This is a genomic window from Candidatus Ulvibacter alkanivorans, assembly GCF_003333325.1.
GTDB classification, from domain to species: domain Bacteria; phylum Bacteroidota; class Bacteroidia; order Flavobacteriales; family Flavobacteriaceae; genus Ulvibacter_A; species Ulvibacter_A alkanivorans.
The window spans coordinates 63,046-79,038 of sequence record NZ_QOLC01000025.1; the positions used below are offsets into that span (position 1 = coordinate 63,046).

At 42.5% G+C, this 15,993-nt stretch carries 16 protein-coding genes; 14 read left to right on the forward strand and 2 right to left on the reverse strand.

What is annotated here, in order from left to right; translation table 11 throughout:
- Positions 1-89 precede the first annotated feature (89 nt).
- The 4 genes from DWA30_RS01525 to DWA30_RS01540 all read left to right on the forward strand — a co-directional run bounded on the left by DWA30_RS01525 (position 90) and on the right by DWA30_RS01540 (position 5,367).
- A complete protein-coding gene (locus tag DWA30_RS01525) occupies positions 90-914 on the forward strand; it encodes a GLPGLI family protein (RefSeq protein ID WP_114490771.1) in 825 nt (274 codons plus the stop codon).
- Between the two features lie 97 nt (positions 915-1,011).
- Positions 1,012-1,896, forward strand: a complete 885-nt coding sequence (locus DWA30_RS01530) for a GLPGLI family protein (protein ID WP_114490772.1) — start codon at positions 1,012-1,014, stop codon at positions 1,894-1,896.
- 61 nt (positions 1,897-1,957) lie between these two features.
- Positions 1,958-4,684 carry a TonB-dependent receptor gene (locus DWA30_RS01535; RefSeq protein WP_114490773.1) on the forward strand — a complete coding sequence of 909 codons (2,727 nt, stop codon included), beginning with the start codon at positions 1,958-1,960 and terminating at the stop codon, positions 4,682-4,684.
- Between the two features lie 68 nt (positions 4,685-4,752).
- On the forward strand, positions 4,753-5,367 hold the full coding sequence (locus tag DWA30_RS01540; protein ID WP_114490774.1) for a DUF4230 domain-containing protein: 615 nt from the start codon (positions 4,753-4,755) through the stop codon (positions 5,365-5,367).
- A 20-nt stretch (positions 5,368-5,387) separates the two neighbouring features.
- Here the strand turns inward: DWA30_RS01540 and DWA30_RS01545 are convergent, their stop codons facing one another.
- Together DWA30_RS01545 and DWA30_RS01550 are read right to left on the reverse strand one after the other, a co-directional pair.
- A complete protein-coding gene (locus tag DWA30_RS01545) occupies positions 5,388-5,693 on the reverse strand; it encodes a rhodanese-like domain-containing protein (protein WP_114490775.1) in 306 nt (101 codons plus the stop codon).
- Between the two features lie 25 nt (positions 5,694-5,718).
- Positions 5,719-7,506 (reverse strand): aromatic amino acid hydroxylase, encoded by a 1,788-nt coding sequence (locus tag DWA30_RS01550; RefSeq protein ID WP_114490776.1) that lies wholly within the window; start codon positions 7,504-7,506, stop codon positions 5,719-5,721.
- A 261-nt stretch (positions 7,507-7,767) separates the two neighbouring features.
- On the opposite strand from DWA30_RS01550, the gene DWA30_RS01555 reads away from it, so the two are divergent.
- The 10 genes from DWA30_RS01555 to pcaF all read left to right on the forward strand — a co-directional run bounded on the left by DWA30_RS01555 (position 7,768) and on the right by pcaF (position 15,989).
- Positions 7,768-8,346 (forward strand): TetR/AcrR family transcriptional regulator, encoded by a 579-nt coding sequence (locus tag DWA30_RS01555; protein ID WP_114490777.1) that lies wholly within the window; start codon positions 7,768-7,770, stop codon positions 8,344-8,346.
- A 56-nt stretch (positions 8,347-8,402) separates the two neighbouring features.
- On the forward strand, positions 8,403-9,476 hold the full coding sequence (locus DWA30_RS01560; RefSeq protein WP_114490778.1) for a 2Fe-2S iron-sulfur cluster-binding protein: 1,074 nt from the start codon (positions 8,403-8,405) through the stop codon (positions 9,474-9,476).
- 73 nt (positions 9,477-9,549) lie between these two features.
- A complete protein-coding gene (gene paaA, locus DWA30_RS01565) occupies positions 9,550-10,509 on the forward strand; it encodes a 1,2-phenylacetyl-CoA epoxidase subunit PaaA (protein WP_114490779.1) in 960 nt (319 codons plus the stop codon).
- A gap of 57 nt (positions 10,510-10,566) precedes the next feature.
- Positions 10,567-10,854: a 1,2-phenylacetyl-CoA epoxidase subunit PaaB gene (gene paaB, locus DWA30_RS01570; RefSeq protein WP_114490780.1), complete on the forward strand. Its 288-nt coding sequence runs from the start codon at positions 10,567-10,569 to the stop codon at positions 10,852-10,854.
- A gap of 15 nt (positions 10,855-10,869) precedes the next feature.
- Entirely contained in the window at positions 10,870-11,622 is a 753-nt protein-coding gene (gene paaC / locus DWA30_RS01575; RefSeq protein WP_114490781.1) for a 1,2-phenylacetyl-CoA epoxidase subunit PaaC, read from the forward strand.
- Between the two features lie 114 nt (positions 11,623-11,736).
- On the forward strand, positions 11,737-12,237 hold the full coding sequence (gene paaD / locus DWA30_RS01580) for a 1,2-phenylacetyl-CoA epoxidase subunit PaaD (protein WP_114490782.1): 501 nt from the start codon (positions 11,737-11,739) through the stop codon (positions 12,235-12,237).
- 47 nt (positions 12,238-12,284) lie between these two features.
- A complete protein-coding gene (locus tag DWA30_RS01585) occupies positions 12,285-13,067 on the forward strand; it encodes an enoyl-CoA hydratase-related protein (protein ID WP_114490783.1) in 783 nt (260 codons plus the stop codon).
- A 42-nt stretch (positions 13,068-13,109) separates the two neighbouring features.
- On the forward strand, positions 13,110-14,282 hold the full coding sequence (locus DWA30_RS01590) for a 3-hydroxyacyl-CoA dehydrogenase NAD-binding domain-containing protein (protein ID WP_114490784.1): 1,173 nt from the start codon (positions 13,110-13,112) through the stop codon (positions 14,280-14,282).
- Positions 14,283-14,720 carry a PaaI family thioesterase gene (locus tag DWA30_RS01595; protein ID WP_114490785.1) on the forward strand — a complete coding sequence of 146 codons (438 nt, stop codon included), beginning with the start codon at positions 14,283-14,285 and terminating at the stop codon, positions 14,718-14,720. It abuts the gene before it with no gap.
- Between the two features lie 57 nt (positions 14,721-14,777).
- Positions 14,778-15,989, forward strand: a complete 1,212-nt coding sequence (pcaF, locus tag DWA30_RS01600) for a 3-oxoadipyl-CoA thiolase (RefSeq protein ID WP_114490786.1) — start codon at positions 14,778-14,780, stop codon at positions 15,987-15,989.
- The last annotated feature ends 4 nt before the right edge of the window (positions 15,990-15,993 follow it).

Below are 15,993 nucleotides of genomic sequence, written 5' to 3' on the forward strand. Positions count from 1 at the left end.
CGTGTGAAGATACAAAATGCCTGCCAAAGCGTCTTTGTAACACAGTCTAAAATAGATCGTCTTTTTGAAAGAGAATTAAAATCAATGATATGAAACTACACTACCTTTTATTTAGTTGTTGCTTTTTACTAAGCATCGCTGGCTTTTCACAACAATTCGAAGGCATTGCCACTTACAAAACGCATCGTGATCTGGATCTAAAGCTCGATAGTACCCAAGTAAGCAGCGAAATGCAACAACAATTAGAAGCACAGCTTCGGAAACAATTTCAGAAAGAATACACCCTCACATTTTCCACCACCGAATCGTTATACGTTGAAAACCCATCGTTAGATGCACCACAACCGGCCTCGGCAGGTGGACTTAGCATCGTAATGAGTGGAAATTCGGATGTTTTATACCGAAACACCAAAGCACAATCTTATGTGACCCAAACCGAGATCATGGGAAAGCCGTTTCTGGTTAAAGACAAATTGGATACACCCGAATGGAAACTGGAAAAGGAGACCAAGAACATTGGTGCCTATACTTGTTTTAAAGCAACCTATGAACGCGAAGTGACCGAATCTTCTTTTAGCAGTGATTCCGACACCCTCGTTGAAACTACCAAACTTATCACAACAACGGCTTGGTATACACCGCAAATACCGGTGCAACACGGTCCTTCCGACTATTGGGGATTACCGGGGCTGGTACTGGAAATTAATGACGGGAACCAGTCTATCTTGTGTACTAAGATCGTTCTTAATCCCGAAAAGGAGATCGTTATCGATCCTCCTACCAAAGGCAAAGAGGTGGATCAAAAAACCTTCGATGAGATCAGGGAAAAGAAGGAAAAGGAAATGATGGAAACCATGCGGGATAATAGAAGTAGGAACGATGGTAATACCTTCAGCATTCGAATTGGAGGATAATCTTTCCGAAGCATTAAACCATTGCCCTTTAAAAATGTCCAATGGTTTTGTAACAATTACCGGTTATTCTTACTAACAGGTACCTAAAAAACAGTTTATGAGATTGGTTTCCTTTTTGGTGATAGCATGCTTCACAAGTATCACCTTCGCACAAAATATTAGTGGACGCGCTTATTACGAATCGAAAACTACCGTCGATATGGACAATTTCGGTGGACGAGAGATGAGCGAGGACATGAAAAAACAGATTGCCGAACGAATGAAAAGTATGTTGGAAAAAACCTTCATTCTTACTTTTAATAATAAAGAATCGATCTACAAAGAAGAGGAAATGTTAGAAACGGGTGCAGGAAACGGAGGCTTCCGAATGATGATGGGAAGTTTTACGCCGGGCGATCAATACAAGAACCTTGAGACGAACCAGATTATTGAGGAGCGTGAATTCTTCGGAAAACAATTCCTTATCAACGATACGATTCCATCATTGGAATGGGAGATCACAAAAGAATCAAAACAAATAGGACAGTATATCGCTATTAAGGCGACTGCGGTAAAACCTATCGATGAAAATGACTTTAGCATGGCGCGACGCAGAGGAGGTCGCGACGACGATGAGAAGCAAGAAGGCGAAACCGCAACCGACTCTACGAAGACCGCTACCGATGATCCGTTTAATGAGATCGAGGTGCCGAAAGAAGTGATTGTTACAGCTTGGTTTACTCCGCAAATACCGGTAGGAAACGGACCCGGTGATTACGCAGGCCTGCCGGGATTAATTCTTGAACTTAATTTTTATCGCACCACCATCCTGTGCTCAAAAATCGTGCTTAATGTGAAAGATGCCGAATCGATCGAAGCACCGTCAAAAGGAACAGAAGTAACACGTGACGAGTACAACTCCATCGTAAAGGAAAAGATGGAGGAAATGCGTGAGAATTTTAGAGGGCGAGGGGGTCGAAGAGGGGGTCGTTTTGGCGGCTAGATCCAGATATAGACCATGTGAACATACAATTATTCTAGGTAGATAAACCAACCAACTACAAATGAAAAAAATACTCTGGGCAATCTTATTGCTGCTTACCGTATCCCTTTCAGCACAAACTATTAAAGTAAAAGGTGTAATCAAGGATAGTATCGGGGACCCCCTCGAATTGGCTAACGTGATCGCCACCGAAAAAGAATCGGGTGCGATCGAATCGTATGCGATTACGAACTTCGAAGGGCGGTTTCAATTGGACCTTACCAAAAATAAAACCTATGTACTTCGTGCTAGTTTTCTTGGGTATGAAACTCAGGAAAAATCGCTTACGGTTGCGGATGATTCAGAAGACATAGACCTAAACTTTACCTTAAATTCTTTGGCCGATGAATTAGAAGGCGTCGAGATCACTTACGAAATGCCGGTGACCGTGAAAGGCGATACTATAGTCTACAATGCCGATTCGTTCCGTACCGGGGAAGAACGAAAACTGGGCGACGTTATGAAGAATTTACCCGGGGTCGAGGTGAACGATGCCGGTGAGATAGAGGTGGAAGGCAAAGCCGTAACCAAAGTAATGGTAGAAGGGAAGGATTTCTTCGATGGTGATTCTAAACTAGCAACTAAAAATATTCCTGCAGATGCGGTAGATAAGGTTGAAGTGCTACGAAATTACAACGAGGTCGATCAAATGCGTGGCTTGGGCAATGACCAAGATAATGTGGCGATCAATATTCGACTTAAGGAAGGTAAAAAGAACTTTTGGTTTGGTGAGGTTACAGCCGGTGGTGGCCTGGTTGGTGATGATGAAGCAGGTTATCTGGTACATCCTAAATTGTTCTATTACAGTCCGAAATACAGCATCAACTTGATCACCGATTTTAATAACATTGGGGAAGTGCCTTTTACATTTCGAGACTATTTTAATTTTACGGGTGGATTCCGAAACTTCAATCGAGGGGGAGGGACTAACTTTAATATTAGTGATAGCGGACTCGGATTTGCCGTAACTCAAAACAACAGAGCAAACGAATTAGAAACAAAATTCCTAGCCGGGAATTTTAGCTGGGCCGTTAATAAGAAATGGGACCTGAGCGGATTTTCAATTCTATCTGACAATAAAACGAACATCGTAAATAATTCGATACGACAGTATATCGCTTCCGGAAGTACCGAGATCTCAAGTAGTGAGACCGATCAACGTAACCAGCTGGGAATGGTCAAATTGAGTAGTGTCTACAAACCAAGCACCGATTTTCAGATGGACTATGATGTGTTGGTAAAAGCATCAAAGCAGACCGAAGATGCCGGTGTGTTCTCGCAATTTGACGGGCGAGATAACTCCATTTCCGAAGCAAAAGAAAACAAACCGTTTTCTATAAATCAGAATATGAATCTGTACTATACGCTGGATGATAAGAACATCTTTGCGGGACAAGTACAACACTTATGGCAGGATGAAGATCCATTCTATAACGCCATTGTCGATCTACTGCCTTTTGGCGGAATTCTACCGGTAGATACCACGCAAAACCGATTTAACATAAATCAAGCGAAGAACATTCGAACCAGCAAAATAGATGCAAAAGTAGATTATTACTATGTTCTTAATAATACGAGTAATTTGAATGTTACCCTAGGTACGACCTACAGCAATCAGCAATTCGACTCTAATATTTTTCAATTGCTTGGTAACGGTGACAGGTTAGATTTTTCACAAACACCTCCAATCGATGGAGAAACATTACCACTTACCAACGATGTAACCTATACTTTTAGTGATGTCTTTTTAGGGTTGCATTACAAAGTAAAGACAGGAGCATTTATTTTTACCCCCGGATTAACACTGCATAATTACAACCTAAAGACCGATCAGTTAAACACTAGCAACTCACAGAACGATTGGATGGTGCTGCCCGATGTGAATGCCATTTGGGAGATCAAAAAAAGTGAGAACTTGCGTTTTAATTATGCTGTATCTGCCGAATACACCGATGTGAACGATTATGCAGAAGCCTTTGTTTTTAATAATTATAACAGACTTTTTAGAGGAAATCGAAACTTAGAAAATGCGCTGAGTCATAATTACAATCTAACGTATTTTAGCTTTAACCTTTTTAACTATACGAATATTAGCGGTTCGCTTAACTATAGCAGGCGAATTAACGGTTATAAGAGCAACACCCAGATCATAGCGATCAACCAAGTGAGCTCGCCATTCAATATCGATAGCAATTTCCCAGATGAGACCTATTCGGCTGTGGGAAGATTCAGCAAACGAATTAAAAAGATACAGTTCAATGCCAGTGCAAATGTATCATTGGCAAAATCGAACAATGTGGTGAACGACATAGTTCGCGAAAGTGAGAGTTTTACGCAAAACTATCGAGGAAGCGTTCGAACCAATTTTAGAAATTGGCCCAATTTCGAAGGTGGCTATGTGCTAAGTGTGAATAATTATGACAACGGCGGGTTGGAGCAAAAATTCTATACGCACCGCCCTTTTGTTAACGTAGATCTGCGCTTTTTAAAAGATTTTACTTTCGATGCCGAGTGGGAATATTACAAATACACCAACGAGGGCAATACGGTAGATAATTCGTATTCGTTCGTAAATGCCAACTTGTATTATCGTAAAGGCGAAAGTCCATGGGAATTCCAATTACAAGCGACCAATATACTCGATACGGAAGCGATTAACAGCGATAGTTTTAACGAGCAATTCAACACCACTTCACAGTATTTCGTGCTTCCTCGCATCTTTATGTTTGTGGTCAAGTACGAATTGTAGCCCATTATTTTAGGCAAGGCATAAACAAAGAAAATGACGATTTTGTATCTTTCTGAAAAACTTCAGCCATGCGTAATATTTTCTTCGGAATCATCCTCGCCGTCATTATCTTTTTTGGCTTGCGTTACTGTGAGCATCACAAAGATGAACGAGAACAGTTGGAAGCGAATACGGCGCTTATCGAAAAACAACTTAAAAATGTTGGAAAGCTAATCGTAACGGAAGGAAGCTATGCGCAAGTCTTTAGTTATGAAGATTCGAAGCGGTTTTACTTCGATGTGCTGTCGGCACGAAAAAAGGCCTTGGTCGTCGTTAATGCCGATGCTAGCATCGCATACGATTTAAGTGCGGTAGAGACCAAAGTAGACGAGGCTAACAAAACGGTCTATATATTGTCCATTCCCGAACCCGAACTTACCATCAATCCCAATATCGAATACTACGATGTGACCCAAGACTATCTCAATCAGTTTGAGGCTTCAGATTACAACAAGATTAAAACACGAGTCGAAAGATCACTGCGAGAAAAGATCGAAAATTCGGAATTGGTAACCAATGCCCAAAACCGACTTATTTCAGAATTACAAAAGATCTATATCCTAACCAATTCTATGGGCTGGAGCCTGCGATACCAAGGAGAACCGGTACAAACAGAAGATGATCTGGAAAAGATTAAAATGTAAACACCGTTAACGTTGAATGCTTAAAGCTTCTTTTGAAGGCTTAACCATCCGCCACCATTCGTGGCTTCCACACCGTGCTTTTCTAGAATTTTGACTGCGCGTCCACTGCGAATACCACTCGCGCAACAAGTAATAATGGGTCGATCGAGTCGCTTTAGCTCTTCAATTCGGTCTTCTACTTGTTGCACAGGTATGTGCATGGAGCCCGGAATAGCACCATTAGCATATTCTTCCTTAGTACGAACATCCAAGATTACTGCATCGCGATCTTTAAATTGTTGTATTTTTTTTGCTTTATGTCCAAATAAAAAATCAAAAAATCCCATAATATGTTTTGTTTTTGTTGCCTGTTTAATTGATGCTTTTTGGCACCTTTTTTTCCAGTAAGAGCAATCCGTCGTCGATCAGGTGTGCTACAGTAGGGCGACGTGATTTAAGGTTGATAAGATAATTGAGAACACGCTCAGAAAAACTTGAATCGTCCCGAGCGACTAATTCATAGATCTCTAATGGCAGTAACCAATCATTGGGGTGTGACGCTTGTACATCTGCAAAGATGGGAGGTAAAACAGCATCCTTGTCGTCTGTAGAGACCCCGTCCTTTAACTTTTCTCGTAGATCTCGCACCGATTTATACAAGGCATTCAATGCAACTTCCGATTCCGTAAGCGTAGGACGCGCAGTGGTGCTCTTGCTAACATGTGTTACTAGATCGAACGAAAGATAATCGGCAGCACCCGCAAAGGCACTCAAGATCTCTTTTCCTACCGCCATGTCGAAATCTCCCATATCCGGACTAAATAGGATCTCATCCTTATAACTCACCGTACAATTGGTAAACTGAATGAGCATTAGTTCACCGCGAAGATTTCGCATTCCCGTAACATTCAAACCTTCAACCGTAATACCACTTTCAAATTCGAAGGCAATTGGTTTACCGTCATAAAAATTATAAGCTTGTAGGTCACGCGGACCCATATTCTCAATCGCCAAGTTGATACCCTTCAACTTACCTAAAGGCGATCTAAATCCGTTGGCGTGCCGACTCACCCCGTGGCCGATCACTTCTTTTTCTCGATAGGACAAAGCTGTTTCTCCTTCGGTCTCAAAGTACACCACTTCGTTGTCTTCATTTTGTATCATACGCGTAAATCGACCACTAATTTGTAAGCCGGTACTTATTTCAATAGTACCAATTTGTTTCGATTCTATCAGCTTGTGTAATCCGCGCCAACCGCCTTTTCGCACTGCCATAGTGTTGGCGAATTCTTCTAGTACTTCTTGAAGATAGGCAAAATCTGGCGTGACATATAACTGTGGTTGCGGTTTTGTAATGTCAAAATCCTGATAGGCCGCATCTATCGAGTATGGTATTTTCTTAACCTCCTCCTTCATGCACCAGGTGCTTTCACCTATAGACGACAATAGACCCGCGCCATAGATCTTTGGGTGGTCTACCGTGCCTACCAAACCATATTCCACGGTCCACCAATGTAAGTTGCGAATTAGCGAGATTTCCGAAGGTGCAACCTCTTTTTGTTGCAATTCTAATACTTCTTTTTCTGCCGCTGCTATCATTGCATCACTGCTGTCTTCCGAAGCCTTTAAAATAGACAAAGCGCGTACCGCTTCGTATAATTCCATATCATGAGCGCTCGATATGGCCTTGGCGCCAATCTCTCCAAAGCGTCGCAGATACTCGGCATAATCCGGACTGGCAATAATAGGAGCATGCCCCGCTCCCTCATGAATAATGTCCGGCGCCGGCGTATATTCAATATGTTCTAACTGCCGTATGTCACTGGCGATCACCAAGACCTTATACGCCTGAAACTCCATAAACGCATTGGGAGGTATAAATCCGTCCACCGCGACCGCAGCCCAACCTATTTCTTTTAAGATACGATTCATCCCATACATCGAGGGGATCGCTTCTATAGAAATTCCTGTTTTTTCAAGTCCATCTACATAACTCGCATGGGCAACCTTGCTCAAATAATCAACATTTTTTCGCATCACATACCGCCATACCGCCTGATTTATGGGCGTGTATTGCTCATAGTCCTGCGGTTTGATGTACTGCTTTAAATGCGGTGGTAACCGATCTAATAATTCGTTGGTTTCAATTCGTTGCTCCATAGAATTTCAAAATTAATACTTTTTTAACCACCTACCGTTTTCTTGGTAGAGTTAGTTGGGCGTTCCCACGTTTTTTTATGTCGTAGAAAAAGATATAAAAAAACATGGGCGGGCTTTCGGTAGTCGCTTCTGCCGCAGCCAGAGAGCTCCAACAAGACCTCAATCCCTAACGCAGCCCAGCAATAAAATAGATCGTAACCTGCTTATTTCTGCCTAAACTCAGAATCCAATACACCTATTTTTTTCGCTACCTTTACACAAATGAAGACGCTTACACGAAAGCAAGAAATTGTTGCTACCGCCTCCAAACTATTTAAAGAAAAAGGCTATAATGCTGTTTCCATGCGAGACATTGCGCAGGCTATGGGAATAAAAGCCGCTAGCTTGTACAACCATATTAGTGGCAAACAAGAGATCCTTTCTACACTCATTCTCGAAGTGGCCATAGAATTTACAAACGGCATGCAAACGGTACTCGCCGAAGAATCGTCTCCTGTTCAACAAATAGAACGCATTATCGAAATGCATATCGATATTACCGTTAATTATTCCGAAGGACTTGCGGCACTAAATAACGACTGGATGCACCTTGAGAATGATGAGTTGAGGTCCTTTATTCGCATGCGCGAAGACTACGAAGAGAACTTCAGGCAGATCATCAAGCGCGGAATTGCCGCAGGAGAAATTCAAGCACGACAACCGGAGGTGATCTTGTTTTCCATACTCTCAACCTTACGTACATTATACCTCTGGTATCAAAAACGCGGAAAGCTGGATGTGAACGTGTTGAAGCAAGATATGGTCGCCGTTTTTCTGCACGGTATCGTTAACAAACTTTAACTTGTAAAAGTAACTAACAATCGTTAGTTTTGTAACAATTAAACGACAAATAGCCCGTGGCAAAGTTTTATAAGATCAAGGTAAAAGATGTGTACAAAGAGACCGACGATTGTTCGGTTATCGTATTCGATGTTCCCGAAGAACACAAAGAGGCGTTTCACTTTCGTCAAGGACAGCATTTAACCTTAAAAGCAGATATCGACGGGCAAGATACCCGACGGTCCTACAGTTTGTGCTCCAGCCCGGTAGATGGACAGTGGCGTGTGGCAGTAAAACAGATCCCCGAAGGGAAATTCTCTACCTATGTAAACAACAGCCTTCAACCCGGAGATACACTTGAAGTAATGGCGCCTAGCGGTACGTTCGGTGTAGATGTACAGCCGGACACACCTAAGAACTATTTGTTTTTTGCTGCAGGTAGTGGGATCACACCGGTACTGTCAATGATCAAAACACATTTGTACGAAGAACCAAACGCTACTTGTAAGTTGTTTTATGTGAATAAGACCGCAAAATCGATTATCTTTAAGGAAGAATTAGAACAATTGCGCAATGCAAACTTCGGAAGACTGGAGATCTACTATTTCTTGACCAAAGAAAAACGAGATATCGAATTGTTTAGCGGAAGGTTTGATGACGAGAAGATGGATGTGCTAACAAAAACCTTTATCGATATTCCGGATACCAGTGAGGTCTTCTTATGTGGCCCCGAAGACATGGTGCAGTATGTAAGCAATTATCTTGTCGAAGCCGGATTGCCAAAAGAGTTGGTGCACTTCGAACTATTTGTTACAGGCCTTTCCGAAGAAGACAAGAAAAGAGCCGAACGACTGGCACAACAAAAAGTGGAAGGAACAGAAGTTGTAATTGTAGACGGAGGAAAAGAGTTTCAGTTCGTCATGACAAGTGCCTATGATAACATACTTGATGCTGCCTTAGGAGCCGGTGCCGACTTGCCATTCGCCTGTAAAGGCGGCGTGTGTAGCACCTGTAAATGCCAGGTAGTAGAAGGTGAGGTAGAGATGAAAATCAATTATGCCTTAGAAGATAAGGAGGTCGCCCAAGATTACGTGTTAAGTTGTCAAGCGGTGCCCTTAAGTGACAAAGTAAAAGTCGATTTTGACGTGTAGTCGAGATCGCAACATATAGCAATGCTCGATTGTAGTGCAATGAGGAGGCGAGCAAATTAAAAATGTAAGAATTATGAGCAACGAACAAGTTAAGAATCTAGAAGAAATTTTTGAAGCGCGAATTGCGCGCGATGAAAAGATCGAACCAAAAGATTGGATGCCGGAGAAGTATCGACAAACACACATTCGACAAATCTCACAACATGCGCATTCTGAAATTATTGGAATGCTTCCCGAAGGTAACTGGATCACCAGAGCACCATCACTGCGAAGAAAAGCAGCTTTGTTAGCAAAAGTGCAGGACGAAGCAGGGCACGGCCTATATTTATACTCTGCCTGTGAGACCTTAGGGATCTCACGCGAAGAATTATACGAGCAATTGCACTCCGGGAAAGCAAAATACTCCTCCATTTTTAATTACCCTACCGTGACTTGGGCAGATATGGGCGCGATTGGGTGGCTGGTAGATGGAGCCGCAATTATCAACCAAGTGCCACTGTGTAATACCTCTTTTGGACCATATGCACGCGCCATGGTGCGAGTGTGTAAGGAAGAAAGTTTTCATCAAAGACAAGGCTACGAGATTATGTTAACGCTTTGTAATGGGACACCCGAACAAAAAGAGATGGCACAAGACGCATTAAATCGTTGGTGGTGGCCAAGCCTTATGATGTTAGGGCCAACCGATGATATGTCGGTACACACCGAACAATCCATGAAATGGAAATTAAAACGAAAAACTAACGATGAACTGCGACAGCAATTTATCGATCAAACCGTGCCTCAAGCAGACATCCTCGGACTCACAATTCCGGATCCCGATCTAAAATGGAATGAAGAAACGGGACATTATGACTTTGGAGAGATCGATTGGGATGAATTTTGGCAGGTAGTAAAAGGTCATGGTCCTTGCAATAAGGAGCGTATGAAAGCACGTGTAGATGCCTGGGAGGATGGTGCGTGGGTGCGTGATGCTGCAATGGCGTATGCCGAAAAACAAGAAGAACGCGCCGAAAACAAGAAGGCAAGTTAACATCCTTCCTTGATGGAAGAACAGTAAAGAAAAATGAATACGACAAAATAATACCTTATGTCTAAAAAGAATTGGCCCCTTTGGGAAATATTTGTTAGAAGTAAAAACGGTCTGGAGCATCGTCACTTCGGAAGTTTGCATGCCGCAGACGCAGAAATGGCACTTGAGAATGCCCGAGATGTATATACACGCCGAAACGAAGGCGTGAGTATTTGGGTCGTTGAAAGTAAACACATTACCGCTTCAAATCCGGAAGATAATGGCGAACTTTTCGAACCTGCACAAGATAAGGTGTACCGTCACCCTACCTTCTACGATCTTCCAGATGATGTAAAACATATGTAAAGCGCCTAACCGACGATGAATCAAGATTTGTACAATTATATAATAGGCATTGCCGACAACACCCTTATTCTAGCACAACGACTTGGGGAATTATGCGGTCATGGCCCAAGCTTAGAAACCGATATTGCACTTACCAATATATCGTTAGACATGTTGGGTCAAACGCGAAGTTATTACCAATACGCAGCAAAAGTTGCCGGTGGTGATAAAACCGAGGACGATATTGCTTTTTTGCGTATCGAACGCGAATACAGAAATGTGTTAATGGTTGAACAACCTAATACCCATTTCGGATTTGTGATCGCACGTCAGTTTTTATTCGATGTGTATCACTTAATGCTAATGGAAGGACTTCAAAACAGTAAGGATGAAACGCTGGTTGCCATCGCTAATAAAGGAATAAAAGAAGTGAGCTATCACAAGCGATTTTCTTCAGACTGGATACGACGATTGGGCGATGGAACCGAAGAGAGTAAAGCGAAGATCCAAGAAGCGATCGACTCGCTTTGGCGCTATACCGACGAACTTTTCGATCATACCGAATCAGACGAAAAAATGATCGCTGAAGGCATTGGTGTTGACGTTTCAAAACTGAAAGAGACGTATTATGAAAACGTTTCCGAAGTGCTAAAAGAAGCAACCCTAGAGGTGCCGGAACGTAAATACTTTACGCGCGGAGGTAAAAACGGAGTCCATACCGAACATATGGGTTATTTGTTAGCCGATTTGCAGTATATGCAGCGCACCTACCCAAATATGACGTGGTAGTTCGTGCAGCAGTTTCTATTTGACACAATGAATAGGAACAATCCCCCAAATTTTTTAGGCTTAAACAGTAGCAGGGCCAGTCGTCTTGAATAAAAGATTAGAAAGTAAATAAAATTGATAACCGAAACAGCACATATCGATTCCCATCTTATACCGGTACTGGAAACGGTTTCAGATCCGGAGATTCCTGTGTTGTCGGTATTGGATTTGGGCGTAATTCGTGAAGCCACAGAGAAGGACGGACACGTAACTATTAAATTAACACCCACCTACTCGGGCTGTCCCGCCATGGATGTAATAGGCGATGATCTTAGAAAAGCTTTTTCCGAAGTGGGAAAAACCGCAAGTATTGAACTAGTATTGGCACCGGCATGGAGCACCGATTGGATTAGTGAGGAGGGATTAAAGAAAATGGAAGCATACGGGATCGCACGTCCGCTAAGCGAAACGGCCGATAAGGATGTGCTTTTGGGCAACAAGAAATTAGTGCGTTGTACCAATTGTGGAAGTACCAATACACATCTGGTAAGTCAGTTTGGGTCGACCGCATGCAAAGCACTTTTTAAATGTGACGATTGTCAAGAACCATTCGATTATTTTAAATGTTTAAAGTAGTAGGCAAACACAACTATGTGGTTGCAGCTTAATATAGACTAACAATAATGAGTAGATCAATAGAAAAAAATATAAACAACGGCGTTGCAACCTTAACTTTAAATCGCCCAGAAACATTCAATAGCTTTAATCGAGAGATGGCGTTGTTGCTTCAGGAAGCGCTTAAAGCGTGCGAGAACGATTCAGACATTAGAGCGATCGTATTAGTTGGGAATGGCAAGGCGTTTTGCGCGGGACAAGATCTTAAAGAGGTGACAACCCCCGACCTCAATCCGGGTTTTAAGAAGATACTCGAAGAACACTATAATCCCATTATCAAACAAATAAGAACTATTGAAAAACCCATTATTGCTGCAGTAAATGGGGTGGCAGCAGGTGCTGGTGCTAATATTGCATTGGCGTGTGATATTGTCTTGGCTTCGGAAAAAGCGAGCTTTATTCAAGCCTTTAGTAAAATAGGATTGATCCCTGATAGTGGTGGAACGTTCTTTTTACCACGAATAATTGGTTTTCAGAAGGCATCGGCCTTAATGATGTTAGGCGATAAGGTAACTGCCCAAGAAGCAGAGCAGCTGGGAATGGTGTATAAGGTGATTGCTTCGGAAGAATTTATGGAAACTGTACAAACATTGGCCACTACCGTGGCACAAATGCCAACCAAGGCCTTAGGACTTACAAAGCGGTTGATGAATGCATCTATGACCAATGATCTTAGCGCACAACTGGCAATGGAGTCGAAATTGCAAATAGAATCTGCTCAAAGTGAGGACTACCAAGAAGGAGTAAATGCGTTCGTCGAAAAACGCAAACCGAAATTTAAAGGAAAATAATATTCAATAGCAGAGAAAAAAGAGAACAGAGAACTAAAATATATGATCAAGAAAGTTGGGATAATTGGAAGTGGAACTATGGGTTCTGGAATCGCGCAAGTAGCTGCTACTGCAGGTTGCACGGTTAAACTCTACGATACTTCGACCGAAGCACTTCAAAAAGCCGAACTGGCCCTTAAGAAGATAATGAGTCGTCTGGTGGAAAAGGGTCGTATCGACAGTGATGAGAAGAACAGGATAGAAAGCAATATAAGCTATGTCAATTCATTAAAAGAGTTGGGAGATTCAGATCTTACGATCGAAGCCATAGTGGAGAGCTTAAAGATTAAGAAGCAAGTATTTCAAGAATTAGAAGGTTATGTGTCGAAACGAACCATCATTGCTTCAAACACCTCTTCGTTGTCTATTGCTTCCATTGCTGCTGCTTTAGATAAGCCGTCTCGTTGCGTCGGAATCCACTTCTTTAATCCGGCACCTCTTATGAAGCTAGTTGAGGTGATTCCATCGATACAGACTTCAGAGAAGATATTACAACAATCGGTGGCGACGATCAAAGAATGGGGTAAGACGGTTGCGGTGGCCAAAGACACGCCTGGATTTATCGTAAATCGCGTTGCACGACCCTTCTACGGCGAATCATTGCGCATTTATGAAGAAGGTATAGCCGATTTCCCAACCATCGATTGGGCGTTGAAATCGTTAGGAGGATTTAGGATGGGACCCTTTGAGCTCATGGATTTTATTGGAAATGATGTAAATTATACGGTAACCGAAACAGTTTTTGAAGCTTTTTATTACGACCCGCGTTATAAGCCTTCATTTACTCAAAAACGGTTTGCAGAAGCAGGTTACCTTGGAAGAAAAAGTGGAAAGGGATACTATGATTACACAACCGATGCCGATAATCCAACACCAACGGAGGATGTAGCCTTGGCACATCATATTTTTGACAGGGTGTTGGTAATGCTCATTAATGAAGCCGCCGATGCATTGTTTTGGAATATTGCTTCTGCAGAAGACATCGATAACGCAATGACCAAGGGAGTAAATTATCCTAAGGGATTACTGGCGTGGGCCGATGAGAAAGGCATCGATTGGTGTGTGGAAAAATTAGATGATCTCTATAATGAGTACCACGAAGATCGATATCGTTGTTCACCCATCTTACGAAAAATGAAGAACGAAGGAAAGACATTTTTTAACGAAACGAATTAAATGAATACCGATCCACATTTGAACAAAAAGCTTAAAGCTGAGGAGATACCGAAAAAAATGCTCAATCAAGATGCATTTAGTCAATGGTTAGGCATCGAGATCTTAGAAGTGGAAAAAGGACGCTGTAAAGTTGCGATGACACTCCGAAAAGAGATGTTGAACAGCATGGGAAAAGCACATGGCGGTATAAGCTACTCTCTAGCCGACACAGCCTTTGGTTTTGCTGCAAATACGCACGGAAAATTTGCGGTGTCTATCGAGACGTCTATAAATCACATTGAAGCATTGAATGAGGGCGATTACCTAACCGCCGAATCGGTTATTGAAAAAGTAAATACCAAACTAGGATTCAACATTGTCGAAGTGAAGCGAGGCGATGAGCTTGTCGCACTGTTTAAAGGTGTGGTGTATCGAACAGCAAAGGATTGGGAGAACTAAAACAATTGGGTAGGTCGCAAAATGAACAAGTAAGTTGTACTTAAAAAAAATAAAATTTTGAAAGAATCATATATCATTGACGGGATACGTACTCCCATTGGAAATTATAAAGGAAGCTTAAGCACGATTCGAACCGATGATCTTGCGGCCTTGGTCATAGAAACCGTTGTGAAACGAAATCCAAACATCCCCAAGGAAGCATTCGACGATGTGATATTAGGCTGTGCCAACCAAGCGGGAGAAGACAATAGAAATGTGGCTCGAATGGCGCTGCTGCTGGCAGGACTGCCCTTCACCGTACCCGGTGAAACAGTCAATAGACTGTGCAGCAGCGGCCTCTCTGCTATCATTCACGCCAATAGGGCGATAAAAGCAGGGGATGGAGACCTCTTTATTTCAGGAGGTGTAGAGAATATGACTAGAGGTCCTTACGTGATCGCAAAACCTTCATCTGCATTTGGAACCGATGCTAAAATGTACGACTCAAGTTTTGGCTGGCGCTTCGTTAACAAAAAGATGCACGATATGTACGGAACAGACGGCATGGGAAACACTGCCGAAAATCTGGTTGAAAAACACAAGATCACACGAGAAGATCAGGATGCATTCGCGTATTGGAGTCAGATGAAAGCTGCAAAAGCACAAGCATCCGGCAGATTGGCAAAAGAAATTGTGGCGGTTGAAATTCCACAACGCAAAAAAGATCCGATCATTTTCAAGGACGACGAGTTCATTAAGCCTAATACCACTAAAGAAATTCTGGCAAAATTGCGCCCTGCTTTCAAAAAAGACGGAAGTGTAACAGCCGGTAATGCTTCCGGATTGAACGATGGAGCTGCAGCAACTATAATTGCTTCGGAAGCTGCTGTTAAAAATTACAATCTGAATCCGTTAGCGCGCATTGTAAGTTCAGCAGTGGTTGGTGTAGAGCCGCGAATTATGGGAATAGGCCCGGTAGAAGCGAGTAATAAAGCGCTAGAAAAAGCCGGACTGACCATGCAAGATATGGACGTTATCGAACTAAATGAAGCATTTGCCTCTCAAGCCTTGGCTTGTATCCGTGAGTGGGGTCTTAAAGATGATGACCCAAGGATCAACCCTAATGGTGGCTCCATTGCCATTGGTCATCCATTGGGAGTAACCGGAGCACGCTTAGCGTATTCTGCCGCACTCGAATTAAAGGAAACCGGTAAACGATATGCATTAATAACTATGTGTGTTGGTGTCGGACAAGGTTATGCGGCAGTGATCGAAAATGTTTCTAACTAATAAT

Coding starts and splice junctions, on each gene's coding strand:
- DWA30_RS01550 (WP_114490776.1), bottom strand. CDS start 7,506: ATGGAGCAACGAATTGAAACCAACGAATTATTAGATCGGTTACCACCG.
- DWA30_RS01545 (WP_114490775.1), bottom strand. CDS start 5,693: ATGGGATTTTTTGATTTTTTATTTGGACATAAAGCAAAAAAAATACAA.
- DWA30_RS01540 (WP_114490774.1), top strand. CDS start 4,753: ATGCGTAATATTTTCTTCGGAATCATCCTCGCCGTCATTATCTTTTTT.
- DWA30_RS01525 (WP_114490771.1), top strand. CDS start 90: ATGAAACTACACTACCTTTTATTTAGTTGTTGCTTTTTACTAAGCATC.
- DWA30_RS01530 (WP_114490772.1), top strand. CDS start 1,012: ATGAGATTGGTTTCCTTTTTGGTGATAGCATGCTTCACAAGTATCACC.
- DWA30_RS01590 (WP_114490784.1), top strand. CDS start 13,110: ATGATCAAGAAAGTTGGGATAATTGGAAGTGGAACTATGGGTTCTGGA.
- paaC (WP_114490781.1), top strand. CDS start 10,870: ATGAATCAAGATTTGTACAATTATATAATAGGCATTGCCGACAACACC.
- DWA30_RS01535 (WP_114490773.1), top strand. CDS start 1,958: ATGAAAAAAATACTCTGGGCAATCTTATTGCTGCTTACCGTATCCCTT.
- DWA30_RS01555 (WP_114490777.1), top strand. CDS start 7,768: ATGAAGACGCTTACACGAAAGCAAGAAATTGTTGCTACCGCCTCCAAA.
- DWA30_RS01585 (WP_114490783.1), top strand. CDS start 12,285: ATGAGTAGATCAATAGAAAAAAATATAAACAACGGCGTTGCAACCTTA.
- paaA (WP_114490779.1), top strand. CDS start 9,550: ATGAGCAACGAACAAGTTAAGAATCTAGAAGAAATTTTTGAAGCGCGA.
- DWA30_RS01595 (WP_114490785.1), top strand. CDS start 14,283: ATGAATACCGATCCACATTTGAACAAAAAGCTTAAAGCTGAGGAGATA.
- paaB (WP_114490780.1), top strand. CDS start 10,567: ATGTCTAAAAAGAATTGGCCCCTTTGGGAAATATTTGTTAGAAGTAAA.